12 protein-coding genes are annotated in these 13013 nt (G+C 63.8%); 8 read left to right on the top strand and 4 right to left on the bottom strand.

The window, feature by feature from the left end; translation table 11 throughout:
- The first annotated feature begins 55 nt into the window (after positions 1-55).
- The 7 genes from JI749_RS14690 (at position 56) to dusA (ending at position 7584) form a co-directional block, all read left to right on the top strand.
- Complete coding sequence (locus tag JI749_RS14690; RefSeq protein ID WP_201655476.1) at positions 56-1537, top strand: ABC transporter substrate-binding protein; 1482 nt, start codon at positions 56-58, stop codon at positions 1535-1537.
- 76 nt (positions 1538-1613) lie between these two features.
- A complete protein-coding gene (locus JI749_RS14685) occupies positions 1614-2561 on the top strand; it encodes a carbohydrate ABC transporter permease (protein WP_201655473.1) in 948 nt (315 codons plus the stop codon).
- Positions 2558-3439: a carbohydrate ABC transporter permease gene (locus tag JI749_RS14680; protein WP_201655470.1), complete on the top strand. Its 882-nt coding sequence runs from the start codon at positions 2558-2560 to the stop codon at positions 3437-3439. Before JI749_RS14685 ends, JI749_RS14680 begins: the two co-directional genes overlap by 4 nt.
- An 11-nt stretch (positions 3440-3450) precedes the next feature.
- Positions 3451-4548 (top strand): ABC transporter ATP-binding protein, encoded by a 1098-nt coding sequence (locus tag JI749_RS14675; RefSeq protein ID WP_201655467.1) that lies wholly within the window; start codon positions 3451-3453, stop codon positions 4546-4548.
- 14 nt (positions 4549-4562) lie between these two features.
- On the top strand, positions 4563-5723 hold the full coding sequence (locus JI749_RS14670) for a mandelate racemase/muconate lactonizing enzyme family protein (protein WP_201655464.1): 1161 nt from the start codon (positions 4563-4565) through the stop codon (positions 5721-5723).
- 27 nt (positions 5724-5750) lie between these two features.
- Positions 5751-6497, top strand: coding sequence for a ribonuclease activity regulator RraA (locus tag JI749_RS14665; protein ID WP_201655461.1), 747 nt, complete (start codon positions 5751-5753; stop codon positions 6495-6497).
- Between the two features lie 82 nt (positions 6498-6579).
- Positions 6580-7584, top strand: a complete 1005-nt coding sequence (gene dusA / locus JI749_RS14660; RefSeq protein WP_201655458.1) for a tRNA dihydrouridine(20/20a) synthase DusA — start codon at positions 6580-6582, stop codon at positions 7582-7584.
- Here dusA and JI749_RS14655 read toward each other — a convergent pair.
- Together JI749_RS14655 and JI749_RS14650 are read right to left on the bottom strand one after the other, a co-directional pair.
- Positions 7581-8267, bottom strand: a complete 687-nt coding sequence (locus tag JI749_RS14655; RefSeq protein ID WP_201655455.1) for a retropepsin-like aspartic protease family protein — start codon at positions 8265-8267, stop codon at positions 7581-7583. The genes dusA and JI749_RS14655 overlap by 4 nt on opposite strands.
- Positions 8268-8336: 69 nt before the next feature.
- Positions 8337-9167 carry an adenosylcobinamide-GDP ribazoletransferase gene (locus tag JI749_RS14650; protein WP_201655452.1) on the bottom strand — a complete coding sequence of 277 codons (831 nt, stop codon included), beginning with the start codon at positions 9165-9167 and terminating at the stop codon, positions 8337-8339.
- Between the two features lie 65 nt (positions 9168-9232).
- Between JI749_RS14650 and cobT the strand changes: the two genes are divergently transcribed.
- On the top strand, positions 9233-10255 hold the full coding sequence (gene cobT / locus JI749_RS14645; protein ID WP_201655449.1) for a nicotinate-nucleotide--dimethylbenzimidazole phosphoribosyltransferase: 1023 nt from the start codon (positions 9233-9235) through the stop codon (positions 10253-10255).
- On the opposite strand, the gene JI749_RS14640 is transcribed toward cobT, so the two are convergent.
- Positions 10252-11229, bottom strand: coding sequence for an HD-GYP domain-containing protein (locus JI749_RS14640; RefSeq protein ID WP_201655445.1), 978 nt, complete (start codon positions 11227-11229; stop codon positions 10252-10254). The genes cobT and JI749_RS14640 overlap by 4 nt on opposite strands.
- Positions 11230-11398: 169 nt before the next feature.
- Positions 11399-12925: a sensor histidine kinase gene (locus JI749_RS14635; RefSeq protein ID WP_201655442.1), complete on the bottom strand. Its 1527-nt coding sequence runs from the start codon at positions 12923-12925 to the stop codon at positions 11399-11401.
- Between the last annotated feature and the right edge of the window lie 88 nt (positions 12926-13013).

Here is a 13013-nt window from a genome sequence, read left to right as displayed (position 1 = left end):
CCCCAGGAGGCCCGACCATGCAACCGCATGGCGGAGGAGGAATCTGGAGGAATCAATGACAAGCCTGAAATTCGGTGCCGTTCTGCGCGGTGCTGTCGTCGCTGCCCTCATGACGTCGACCATGTCGACATCTTTGCAGGCGGCCCCCCCGGTCGACCTGAGCCAGTGGTCGCCTGAATATGTCCGTTCGATCGCCGGCACCGAGGAATTCGATACTGCCGAACTGTGCGGGGCCGTCACCCCGCTCGATTACGAGGGCAAGCTGACCTTCTGGTACCAAGGCGTCTTCGAGGGCGACCCCGACCTGCTGCGCCAGTACTACAAGGACTTTTTCGAGGCCTTCCGCGCCACCTATCCCAATATCGACCTACAGGAACAGGCGCTGACCTACAACGACCTGCTCGACAAGTTCCGCACCGCGCTGCTCGGCAATGCCGGCCCCATGGTCGTGCGCCTGCAGATCCTGGGTGGCGTCGAATTCGCTTCCAAGGGCTACCTGCAGGAACTGAGCCCCGAGGATGTCGGCTGGAAGACTGAGGACTTCTGGCCAGGCGCCATGAAGTCGGTGATGTGGGAAGGCAAGACCTACGGCATCCCCACCAACAACGAGACCATGGCGCTCATCTGGAATGCCGACATCTTCGAGCGCGCCGGACTTGATCCCGAAACCCCGCCCGCGACCTGGGATGATGTGGTCGCCTACTCCAAGCAGATCCACGACAAGCTCGGCATATCAGGCTACGGCCTGGTCGCCCGCAAGAATGCCGGCAACACGCCTTACCGCTTCATGCCGCAGCTCTGGGGCTATGGCGGTGGCGTCTTCGACGAGGCCGATCCGAGCCCGACTTACGGCGAGGTCCGCCTCGACAGTGAAGAGAGCAAGCGTGCTCTCCAGGCCTCCTATGACATGTATGTCCGCGATCAGTCGGTCCCGGTCTCGGCCCTGACCAACCAGCAGGCCGACAATCAGCCGCTGTTCCTGGCCGGCCAGCTTGCCATGATGATCAGCCATCCGTCCGACTACAACGTGATGCTCGACCTCCAGGCCAAGGCCACCGGCGCCGACAAGGACACGGCCCAGACCGTCATCGACAACATGCGCTACGGCCTTGTCCCGACCGGTCCGGACGGTCGCCGTGCCGTGGTGTTCGGCGGCTCCAACATCCACATCCTCAACCCCGAATATGTCGAGGGCGGCGAGGTGGACGAGGCGGCGGCCAAGGCGATGGTCTGCTTCTGGACCAGCCCCGAATGGTCGCTGAAGATGGCCTATGCCGGCTCCAATCCTGGCAACCTCAATGGCTTCAAGACCAAGTGGATGAAGGAGCGCCTGGACTCCATCAAGTTCCTCGACGTCACGACCTCGATGCTGCCCTACGGCGTCCCGTTCCCGACGCTGCCTGAAACGCCCGAGATCATGAACATCATCATTCCCGACATGCTGCAGAATGCCCTCACCGGCGCGATGACTGTCGAGGAAGCCGCCGATGATGCCGCCCAGAAGGTCAGGGACCTGACCGAGGGCGGCGGCCTCTGACACCCTCCCATGCAAACCGGCTGGTGGCATTCGTGCCACCGGTCACCCCCAGTTCGCCAGGCGCCGGAGCATTTCCATGACCAGCCATGCCAACGCTCCCCATGCCGGTATGCCCGCGCGACCGAGCATCCTGCGGCAGATGTGGCTCAATCGCGCCGACTACCTCTATGTGCTGCCGGCCATCGTGGTGATGCTCGTCGTCATCGCCTATCCCATCTACTACACCATCGACCTGAGCTTCTTCAAAACCCCGCCCGGGCTGCAGCTGCGCGACAAGATCTTTGTCGGCGCCGACAATTACACGGCCATCCTTTCCAGCGACGTCTTCTGGCGCGTCACCCTCAACACCGCGATCTGGACCTTTGCCTCGACCCTGATCGCTTTCGTCCTGGGCTATGCAGCCGCGCTGGCGCTGCATCGGGATTTTGCCGGCCGCGCCATCCTGCGCGCCATCCTCATCATCCCCTGGGTCATCAGCGCCGTTGCCGCCTCCTACATCTGGAAGTGGATCTACCACTCCGATTTCGGCATCCTCGGCGCCGTTCTGGTGCAGTTCGGCATTCTCGACCGCCAGCCCAATTTCATCGACAACGTCCACACCGTTCTGCCCTCCCTGATCGTGGTCAACATCTGGCGCGAGTTTCCCTTCGCCATGATCATGATCATGGCCGGCTTGCAGACCGTGCCCGAACAGCTCCTGCGCGCGGCAAAGGTCGATGGGGCCTCGGCCTGGCAGCGCTTCTGGCATGTGACCTTCCCGCATCTGCGCGGTGTCTCGACCGTCACCATCCTCCTGCTCGCCGTGGCTAACTTCAATTCCTTCATCATCCCCTGGATCATGACCGGCGGCGGCCCGTCCAATGCCTCCCACATCTGGATCACCCACATTTACGAGCTCGCCTTCGGGCGGCAGCGCTGGGGCGTCGCGGCGGCCTATTCGGTGCTGCTCTTCGTCATCCTGATGGCGCTGGGCTACTTCTATGTCCGGGCTCTGAGCGGCAACGAGAAGGAGCAGGGCGCATGACCACCACTCCCGATATCGCAACATCCCGCAGCCGCCGGAAGATTGACGGCTGGCGCTGGGCCGGCCGCATTTTCCTTGCGCTCATGCTGCTCTACACCGCCCTGCCCATGGTCTGGATGCTGCTGACCTCGATCAAATCGGGCTTCGCCGCCATGCAGTTTCCGCCGCAATGGTGGCCGACCGAGCCCACCCTCGCCAGCTACCAGAAGCTGCTCGATCCGCAGAACAGCGTGGGCCAGGATTTCCTGCGCTTCTTCTGGAACAGCCTCTTCGTCTCGGTCTGTACCACCATCCTGGCCGTCGCCGTGGCGGTGCCGGCCGCCTATGCCTTCTCCCGCTTCCGTTTTCCCGGCCGCCGCTTCCTGTTCTTCGCGGTCCTGCTGCGCAACATGTTCCCGGCGGTGATCTTCCTCGTGCCGCTCTTCATCCTGATGCGCGTGCTTGGCCTGGTGAACACCCACGGTTCGCTGATCCTGACCTATCTCACCTTCGGCCTGCCGCTCGCCATCTGGCTGCTCAAGGGCTTCTACGACAACATTCCCGTCCAGCTCGAACAGGCCGCCCGCATCGATGGCGCTACCCGCTTCCAGGCGTTCCTGCTCATCGTCACGCCGCTATCGGTCCCCGGCATCATCGCCACTGCCATCTACTCCTTCATCGGCGCCTGGAACGAATACATCTATGCCGCCACCTTCCTCACCAAGAACGAGCAGCTGACGCTCCCCGTCGGCATCCAGCGCTTCTTCTCCGAGAACACGACGGACTTCCCGGGCCTGATGGCCGCCAGCTTCATGATGAGCGTACCGGTCGTGGTGCTGTTCCTCGTCCTTCAGAAATACTTCGTGCGTGCCCTCACCGAAGGCGCCGTCAAACACTAGAAAGCTCTCCAATGGCCCAGGTGGTTCTCAAGGATCTCGTCAAGACCTATGGCTCGGTCTATGCCGCCAAGGACGTGTCGCTGACCGTGAACGATGGCGAATTCGTTGCCCTGGTCGGCCCGTCCGGCTGCGGGAAGACCACGACGCTCAACCTCGTGGCAGGGCTCATCCCAATCACTTCGGGCGACATCGTTATCGGCGACCGCGTGGTCAACGACCTCGATCCCAAGGATCGGGACATTGCCATGGTGTTCCAGAACTACGCGCTCTATCCGCAAAAGACCGTGTTCCAGAACCTCGCCTTTCCGCTGCAGATGCGACGGCTGCCCAAAAGCGAGATCGAAGCAAAGGTCAAGCAAGCTGCCAGCGTGCTTGACATCACCCACCTGCTCGAACGCAAGCCGCGCGAACTCTCGGGCGGCCAGCAGCAGCGCGTCGCCCTCGGCCGCGCCCTGGTGCGCGACCCCGCCGTGTTCCTGATGGACGAACCGCTCTCCAACCTCGACGCCAAGCTGCGTGTGCAGATGCGCAGCGAAATCAAGCGCTTCCACCAGGATCTAAACGCCACCATCATCTATGTGACGCACGACCAGCTCGAGGCCGTCACCATGGCCGACAAGATGGCCGTCATGAACGGTGGCCTGCTGCAGCAATACGACACTCCGGCCAACGTTTTCGCCAATCCAGTCAACATGTTCGTCGCCAGCTTCATCGGCAGCCCGGCGATGAGCCTGGTGCCGCTGGAAGCCGGTGAGGTGGACGGTCGCACGGTGCTGACCAGTGCCGAAGGCTGGAACCTGCCGCTCTCCGATGCCAATGCCCGCAGGGTTGCCGGCGCCACGTCCCGCAAGGTCGTCCTCGGCGCCCGCCACTCCACCATCAAGCTGCACAAGTCGCAGGTCGCCGGGTCGGTCCCGGCCAAGGTCTATACCGTCGAGCCCACCGGCGACATCACCTTCGTCCAGGCATTCCTGTCCGGCGCCATCGTCAATATCAGCCTGCCGCCTACCGCTTCGGTGGCACCCGATGAAATGGTTTGGCTGGAATTCGACCAGGACCGCATTCACCTGTTCGATGGGGCAACAGAAATGGCCCTGCGCGCCGACTGATCACCGAGACCACCATGTCCCTCAAGCTCAAGATCACCGCCATCAAGCCCTATCCGGTCTGGGTCGGCATCCGGAACCAGTTCTTGCTTAAGATCGAGACCGATCAGGGCATCAGCGGCTGGGGGGAGAGCGGGCTTTCGGGCCGCGAGAAGGCGGTAGCCGGCGCCATCGAGCACTACAGCCGGTTCCTGATCGGCCAGGATGCCATGCAGATCGGCCGCATCTGGCAGGAAATGTATCGCAGCCAGTATTTCGAGGGCGGCCGTGTGCTGCAGGCCGCCATTTCGGCCATCGATATCGCGCTGCACGACATCAAGGGCAAGGCCCTCGGCGTTCCCGTCTATGAACTGCTCGGCGGCAAGCAGCGCAACGCCATTCCCACCTTCGCCTCCACCGGCGACAGCGCCGGGGAGGGGGCCGTCGATCGCGCTCATGAGCTGCGCGAAATGGGCTTCAACGCCATCCGCTTCTTCCCCATCGGCCAGGATAGCCGCGACATCTTCGAGCCGCGGCAGTCCATTGCCGCCACCGCGCGCATCCTCAACAAGGCACGCGAAGAGCTGGGCGACGAGGTGGTGCTGGGCATTGACTATCACCACCGCCTGTCGGTGGCCGAAGCCGCCAGCTTCTGTGCCAAGCTGGACAAGGGTGTGCTCGATTTCCTCGAGGAACCCATCCGCGACGAGACGCCGGAAGCCTACGAGTCGCTGCGCTCGATGACCGACATTCCCTTCGCCATCGGCGAGGAATTCGCCAGCAAGTGGCAGTTCGTGCCCTACATTGAACGCGGCATCCACCAGTTCAACCGCCTCGACGTCTGCAATGTCGGCGGGCTGACCGAGGCCATGAAAGTGGCCGGCTGGAGCGAGGCCCATTATGTCGACCTCATGCCCCACAATCCGCTCGGTCCGGTCTGCACGGCCGCGACCGTGCACTTTGCGGCCGCGGTCCCTAATTTTGCCTGGCTCGAAACCCGCGCCCCCGAGCGCGCGCTCGGCTTCGACAACAGCGAGTTCTTCCCTGTTCAACCCCAGCTCGAGGGCGCGGTGTACCCCGTCAGCGACGCGCCGGGCCTGGGTGTGGAAGTCAATGAAGACCTTTTGGCCAGGCAGAGCTTCAAGTTCTGGGAAGCGCCACATTTGCGGCGCAACGACGGTTCGGTCACCAACTGGTAGATCAGCAATTCAAGTGGAGGAATGACGATGGCTATAGGCGCCGAAATTACGCGGCCGGCAAAGCACCTGATCGAAGGGCTTCGCGGCCTGGGTGCTGCGACCATCGCCGGCACGCTCGGCCATATGGGCTTCAAGAACCCGCACATGACCGGCATCCTGCCCCAGACCAAGGGCAAGGCCATCTGCGGTCCTGCTTTGACGCTCCAGTGCCTGCCACAGCGCCCGGACCTGTTCAGCGAAGGCGAATATGCCGACCCCGAGACGCAACTCCATCGCCATGTGCTCTATCACGTGCAGGAGGGCGACGTAGTGGTGGTGGATGCGCGCGGCGACATGCGCTCGGGCATTTTCGGCGATATGATGAGCACCTATTTCAAGGGCCGCGGCGGCGCCGGCATCATTATCGACGGTGTGATGCGCGACCGGCCCAATGTGGAAAAGCTCGATCTGGCGCTGTGGCTCAAGGGCTGGTCGCCCAACTATCACGTGCAGACCGACATCTACCCCAATGCCGTCAACGTCACGATCGCCTGCGGCGGCGTCACCGTGGTGCCGGGCGACATCATTGTCGCCGATGACGACGGCGCCGTGGTGGTGCCGGTCTCGATGGCCGAGCGCGTGCTCGAGGATGGCCAGAAGCATGCCGAATGGGAAGAATTCTCGCGCATGAAGCTGATGGCCGGCCAGTCCCTCCAACGCTACTACCCGCTCCACCCCGATGCCGAGGAAGAATATCAGGCCTGGCGCAGGCTCAACCCGGTCAAGCCAGTCTGAGGTGCGCTTCATTCACTAACCGGTCAGCAGGTGTTCGCAACGCTGTTCATCGCGCTTTCGGATATGGTATGGCAGCGGCCTCATGACCGCTGCACCCAAGCTTGACAGGCGCTTCAGCGTCGCACCGATGATGGACTGGACGGACCGGCACTGCCGTTTCCTCCATCGCCTGCTGACGCGCCACGCCCTGCTGTTCACCGAAATGGTCACCAGCGCCGCTATCGTGCATGGCGATGCCGACAGGCACCTGCGCTTCGATCCTGTCGAGCAGCCAGTCGCTTTGCAGTTGGGCGGCTCCGATCCAGCCGAGCTGGTCAAGGCCACCCGGCTCGCGCACGACTGGGGCTATGCCGAGATCAATCTCAATGTCGGCTGCCCATCGGATCGCGTGCAATCGGGCCGCTTTGGCGCCTGCCTCATGGCCGAGCCTGACCTGGTCGCCGACTGCGTTCGTGCCATGCGCGACGCCACTGACCGCCCGGTCACCGTCAAGTGCCGCATCGGCATCGACAATCAGGACACCGAGGAAAGCCTCGACCGCTTTGCCGATGCCATGGTCGCCGCAGGCGCCGACGCACTTTATGTCCATGCCCGCAAGGCCTGGCTCAAGGGCCTCAGCCCCAAGGGAAACCGCACCATCCCGCCGCTTGACTATGATCGTGTCCATCGCCTGCGCACGCGCCTGGCGCCGCTGCCGGTGATGATCAATGGCGGGCTCGAGACGCTCGAGGCAGCGGAAGCGGAAATGGCCTATATGGATGGTGTCATGCTCGGCCGCGCCGCCTATCACAGCCCCATGCTGCTGGCCGAGGTCGACCGACGCTTCTACGGCGCCACCACCCCGGCGCCGACACTGGAGGCGATCATCGCAGCCATGGCCGACTACGCGGACCGCGACGCCGCCGCCGAGGGCACGCGCATCAACAATATCGCGCGCCACATGCTGGGCCTCGCCAACGGACTGCCCGGCGCGCGCCAGTTCCGCCAGATCATGAGCGTGGATGCCTGCAAGCCCGGTGCCGATTCCGCGGTGATGTTCCGTGCCCTCGAAGCCGTCAACCGCCCGCGTCTTGCCGAAGCCAGCTAGTCGGCCAGTTCCAGCGAGTTCTGTGTCACGCTGTAGCGGCTGAGCGTTTCGAGAAACGTCATTCCCAGCAGGCTCATGTCCAGCGCACCGTCCTCCGTGACGAAGGCGACTACGCGCTCACGCACGATGCCACCCACTTCCATCCGGTCGATCCGCACCCGCGCCGCCCGGCCGGTGCCATTGGCGGTTGATACGGGGATGGTGTAGCTCAGCCCCTTGGTATCGATGCCTGCGGCCTCCGCGTCGGCTACCGTCAGTACCACTGCGCTCGCGCCGGTATCGAATATCATCGGCGTCGTGTGTCCGTTGACCGTGGCGTTGATCTCGAAATGCCCGCCAATGCCGCGGCGGAATGTGGCAATGCCGGCCTCGCTGTCGACCACGGCAACGCCGGGCTGCAATTCGCCTGCCACCCGCGCTGCCACGCCGGTCAGTTCGTCGCGATAGGCGTAGGTGAGCGCCGCGACCCCGAAGATCCCGACCCACAGCAACACGCTGCCGACCAGTTCGCCCATCTTGCGCCGCCGCGTGAACAGCCCGCCGGCAAAGATGATCAGGATGACGAGGAGCGGGACCAGTTGTGCTGTCTGCGCCTGGGTCAGGCCCACCATGCTGCCGGCATCCGCACTGATGAGCAGGGCGATGCCAACCGCGATGACCAGCGCAATGCCGATAAAGATCATGCCCGCGCCTCGCCTACGTTTGTGTCCATAGTCTCGATAAAGGCATAAGCGAGGGCGTTTTCAAGGCCATCAGGCAAATGGCAACAGCGCCGTCAGCACGGCGATCTCTACCAATGCCCCCAGCGCCCCGATCAGGTCGCCCGTCTGTCCGCCTACCAGCCGCCGGCAGAGCGCCATCCACCCCGCGATGACAGCAACCGCCAGCAGCATTGCCATGCCAAGCCCCACGACGCTCGTCCCCGGCCCAGCCAGCACGAAAAGCAGGATGGCCGCCAGAACCGCGCCGATGGCAAAGCTCTGGGGCGGCAATCGTCCGGCGGTCGCCGACGCGCCATCGTTTCGTGCCGGCGGTAGCGCGACGGCCAGCCACAGCGCACCCGAGCGACCCACAATATTGGCCGCCAGCCAAATCGCGCCCGCAGCGAGGGGATTGATCGCCGTCACAGCGCCCAGCGCCGTCACCCGCAGCAGAATGAACAGCGTCAGCGCGGCCACCCCATAGGTGCCGTGCCGGCTGTCCTTCATGATCTCGAGGCGACGCTCGACGCTATGCGCGCCAAACAGCCCATCGGCGGCATCCGCCAGCGCATCCTCCGCCATGGCGCCACTGGCGATGATCATCGCCGCCACGGCCAGAGCTGCTGCGAAATAGCTCGGCAACCCGATCAGCGTCGCCCCGATCAGCAGCAGAACCGGGCCGATGCCGATGGCGACACTGGCCAGGGGCAGCGCCATCGCGATCCGGCCTAAATCCGGCGTCTGATGCGGCGTCTCGCCCGTTGGCAGCCGCGAAAAGAACCGCAGTGCCATGATGAAATCGTCGCGCAATCCGACGCCGCCAGCGGGCGCACGTGGGCTGCTGGGCTCGTCGGGCTGGACCGAAGGTTCCTCGGCGTTCAATTGCTTTTCATCCTGCAATCGGCAACAAGTCGCGTCCTTCCTAACCTGAACAAGACCGACTCGCCATGCCCCAGCTCAGCCCCGCCTTTGCCGACGTCATCGAGCTCCTGACCATCCTCCCCGATGGCGACGAAGCTGCCGTGGCCGCGGTTCGCGCCCGCGATGCGCAGCTGACCAAGCCGGCCGGTTCGCTCGGCGCATTGGAGGGTCTGGTCGAGTTCCTGGCGCGCTGGCAGGGCAGGGCACAGCCGCGTCTCGACAATCCCATGGTCACCATCTTTGCCGGCAACCATGGCGTCACCGATCAGGGCGTCTCGGCCTTTCCGCGCGAAGTGACCGCCCAGATGGTCGCCAACTTCACCAATGGCGGCGCGGCCATTTCCCAAATCTGCGCCCTGCACGAAATCAACCTCCGCGTGTTCGAGCTCGCCCTCGAACTGCCCACCGGCGACATCACCCAGGAAGCCGCGCTTGACGACAAGATGTGCGCCGCCACCATCGCCTATGGCATGGAGGCCATTGCCGGTAAGCCCGACCTGATCTGCATCGGCGAAATGGGCATCGGCAACACCACCGTGGCCGCCGCCCTCTATGCCGCGCTCTATGGCGGAACCGGCGCCGACTGGGTCGGTCGAGGCACCGGCGTCGACGATGCAGGTCTTGCCCGTAAGGCGGACGCCGTCGATCGTGCGCTGGCCCGCCACGCCGGCGAGCTCGGCCACCCCTTGGCCATCCTCGCCCGCCTCGGTGGCCGCGAGATTGCTGCCATGTTGGGCGCCTTGCTGGCCGCCCGCCACCAGAAGGTGCCCGTCATCGTCGACGGCTTCGTCGCCACCTCGGCCGCCGCCATCGCCCATGCGGTCAATCCGGCTGCGATCGACCACTGCATTTTCGCCCATGTCTCGGCCGAAAGCGCCCATGCCCGCGCGCTCCAGGCCATGGGCCAGAGGGGCCTTCTCGATCTCGGCATGCGCCTGGGTGAAGGCAGCGGGGCAGCTCTGGCAGCCGTGCTGGCCAAGACCGCCCTGCACCTGCACAACAACATGGCGACGTTCGAGAGCGCGGCGGTGAGCGGCAGGGAAGGTTAGGCGGCGGCTCGCGGCGCCAGCATGATGCGGCCAAGTTCGCGGACCAGGCTGGTTTCCAGCTTGCCGACCGAGGCCATTGCGTCCATCACGATCATTGCCTGCGCCGGGCTTCTGGCTGGCTTGTAGCTGCGCCGTTCGATCAGTGCGGCATAGACGTCGCAGACCGTCAGTATTCTGGTCAGGTCGTCGATTTGCGGGGCATCCAGGCCATCGGGATAGCCCTTCCCATCAAGCAGTTCATGGTGGCTGCGGACGCTGGTGAGAATGTCCGAGTCGATCCCGCTCTTCTCCATCAGGTAGGTGCTGCCCACCACCGGATGAGAGCGCATGACCTTCAATTCGTCGTCGGTCAGTGCTCCTGGCTTGTCGAGGATTTCGATTGGAATTGCCGCCTTGCCGATATCATGCAGCAATCCGGCCACCGTGAGCTTGATCACGTCGCGGCGGGCCATGCCCGAACCGATGCCGAATGCCGACGCGACGCCGGTGACGAGCATGCAGTGCTGATAGGTTCCCACGTGGTAGCTCTTGACGGTGGCCAGCCATTCATTCGCCCCGACGCCCCTGATCGCGTCGGCAATTTGCCGGCTGGCGCCGTCCATTCCGGCCATGCTGAACGCCTTCCCCTCGACCAGCGCCTGGAAACTGCCGTCCATGGCATCCACGCCTGCCTGCACAGACTGGCGCACGGCGGCGCCAATGGCGCCATCGCCCTGCTCGATGCCGAAGTGAGTGGCGATCGCCGCGTGGATGTCGATGACGCTGGCGGAGGTTGGCAACACGGCCGTGGCGCCCAGCGCTCGCGCGTTTGCGGCTGCTGCGGGCGCGAGGGGATCGACCAGAAACAGGCGGCAGGCGCCACTGACGCGCGGCAGGATCGCTTTCAGTTTGCGCATCGTCTCGGGCGACCGCAAATCCAAGTCGATGATGAGACTGGGATCGACCAGCAGGTCCGCGGGGGCAAGGCTCGACAATGCGACGGCCTTGGCACCGATGCCGCTTGCAAATAGGCTTTGCCGTTCGCGAGGAGAACCGGCAACCACATAAAATAAAGCGTCGCGAGCGGCGTGATGACGCAATTGCCGAATTACTCCAATTCAGCAAATATAGGACGTAGGTATTTCTACTATATTAAGTTATAGTTCAGCCGGCTTCCGAAAATATTTCGAGCCGGTTGCGCTTTTCCACCACGGGCGCCAGCGCATCCATCACGCGGGCGCGCGGGAACGTAGCGATGACCTCTGTGCCGAAGCGCAGTTTGCTGAAGAGGTCAAAGCGGCCCTGATGCAGTTCCATGATCTTCTGCACGATGGGCAGTCCAAGGCCAGCGCCTTGTTCGGCGGTCTTCTGCGCCAGCGAGCCCTGGCCGAATGAGCTGAGCACGGTTTCGATCTCGTCCTCTGGAATGCCGGGGCCGTTGTCCTTGACCGAAATGAACTGTCCGCCATCGCCACTGCGCGTCACCACCAGCGTCACCTTGCCGTGCTGCGGGGTGAACTTGATTGCGTTGCTTAGCAGGTTCAGGATCACCTGGCGGATGGCGCGCTCGTCGCCCCAGAGCTTGGGCAGGTTGTTGCCCACATTGTAGACCAGCTCGATGCCCTTGGACTTGGCGCGCAGCTCCATCATGCGGCGGCAGTCCTCGGCGATGTCGACCAGCGACACAACTTCCTCGTTGAGCTCGTACTTGCCCGCTTCGATGCGGCTGAGGTCCAGCAGCTCGTTGATGAGGTTGAGCAGGTGCTGGCCCGAACCGTGGATGTCGCCGGCATATTCCTTGTATTGGGGCACCTGGTGCGGCCCCAGCAGCTCCGATTTCAGCACTTCGGAAAAGCCGATGATGGCGTTGAGCGGCGTACGGAGCTCGTGGCTCATGGTGGCGAGGAATTGCGACTTGGCGATATTGGCCTGCTCGGCATGGCGGCGCGCCTCGTCTGACATATGGCGGGCCTCCTCCAGTTCGCTGATCAGGGCGTCTTTTTCGGCCTGGTGCGAAATGGTCTCGAGTTCGGTGCCATGCATCTGGCGGGCCAGGTACACAAAGAAGATTTCGCCACAGATCGCCACGGCAGCCAGCGTGTAGTTGAGCGTGCCGCCCAGCGCGATGAGGTTGCCCGAAACCGTGAGCGTGACGGGCAGGGTGCTCATCAGGGTGGCCGGCGGCAGGGTATGGGTGGTGATCGCATTGGCCGCAACGCTCACCAGCACCATGGCGAACATCACCGGCGTCAGCGCATCGGCCGGTGCCACCAGGGTGAACATGGCCAGCAGGGACCAGGCCAGCCCATAGACCAGCTCACCGGCCACAAAGGTTGCGGTCCACTGGCTGGCATTGAACTTGGCCGCCTCCGTGCCCTTGAAGCGCTGCGCCATCAGGGCCACGATCAGCAGGCTGAGGGTCACCAGGCCAGCCCATAGCGTGGTGAACACCACCGGCACCCAGAAGCTGGCCATGATGCCCAGGATAGCGACGATGGCCGCCATCGGCAGCGCCGCGTTGAGGCGGGACTGCGCATAGTCGTGCATCAGTTCGAAATCGAAGTCGGCGCGCGTTCCCGAGCTCGAAGTAAGGCGCTGGCGCGCGTCGAGCACGGTCTTCTGCGCAGTGCGCTTGCTGTCCCGCCCCATTTGCGAGCGAACGTCATCGATGACAGCCGGCTGCGAAGCCATGGACTCGGTACTCGTTACTAAATGATGCGAACAAAACACGCATTCGCTACGCTGGTGCCAACACTAGCCAGCACGTAGTTAACGGGTG

This window comes from Devosia oryziradicis (assembly GCF_016698645.1).
In the GTDB taxonomy this organism is placed as follows: domain Bacteria; phylum Pseudomonadota; class Alphaproteobacteria; order Rhizobiales; family Devosiaceae; genus Devosia; species Devosia oryziradicis.
Note: the sequence above shows the minus strand (reverse complement) of the source record. Positions and strands in the feature narration are given on the sequence as shown.

What these genes read in the sequence shown, in the direction of transcription:
- JI749_RS14655 (WP_201655455.1), bottom strand. Translation starts at nt 8,267, where the DNA reads ATGATCTTTATCGGCATTGCGCTGGTCATCGCGGTTGGCATCGCCCTG.
- JI749_RS14670 (WP_201655464.1), top strand. Translation starts at nt 4,563, where the DNA reads ATGTCCCTCAAGCTCAAGATCACCGCCATCAAGCCCTATCCGGTCTGG.
- JI749_RS14635 (WP_201655442.1), bottom strand. Translation starts at nt 12,925, where the DNA reads ATGGCTTCGCAGCCGGCTGTCATCGATGACGTTCGCTCGCAAATGGGG.
- JI749_RS14665 (WP_201655461.1), top strand. Translation starts at nt 5,751, where the DNA reads ATGGCTATAGGCGCCGAAATTACGCGGCCGGCAAAGCACCTGATCGAA.
- JI749_RS14685 (WP_201655473.1), top strand. Translation starts at nt 1,614, where the DNA reads ATGACCAGCCATGCCAACGCTCCCCATGCCGGTATGCCCGCGCGACCG.
- JI749_RS14680 (WP_201655470.1), top strand. Translation starts at nt 2,558, where the DNA reads ATGACCACCACTCCCGATATCGCAACATCCCGCAGCCGCCGGAAGATT.
- JI749_RS14675 (WP_201655467.1), top strand. Translation starts at nt 3,451, where the DNA reads ATGGCCCAGGTGGTTCTCAAGGATCTCGTCAAGACCTATGGCTCGGTC.
- JI749_RS14690 (WP_201655476.1), top strand. Translation starts at nt 56, where the DNA reads ATGACAAGCCTGAAATTCGGTGCCGTTCTGCGCGGTGCTGTCGTCGCT.
- cobT (WP_201655449.1), top strand. Translation starts at nt 9,233, where the DNA reads ATGCCCCAGCTCAGCCCCGCCTTTGCCGACGTCATCGAGCTCCTGACC.
- dusA (WP_201655458.1), top strand. Translation starts at nt 6,580, where the DNA reads ATGACCGCTGCACCCAAGCTTGACAGGCGCTTCAGCGTCGCACCGATG.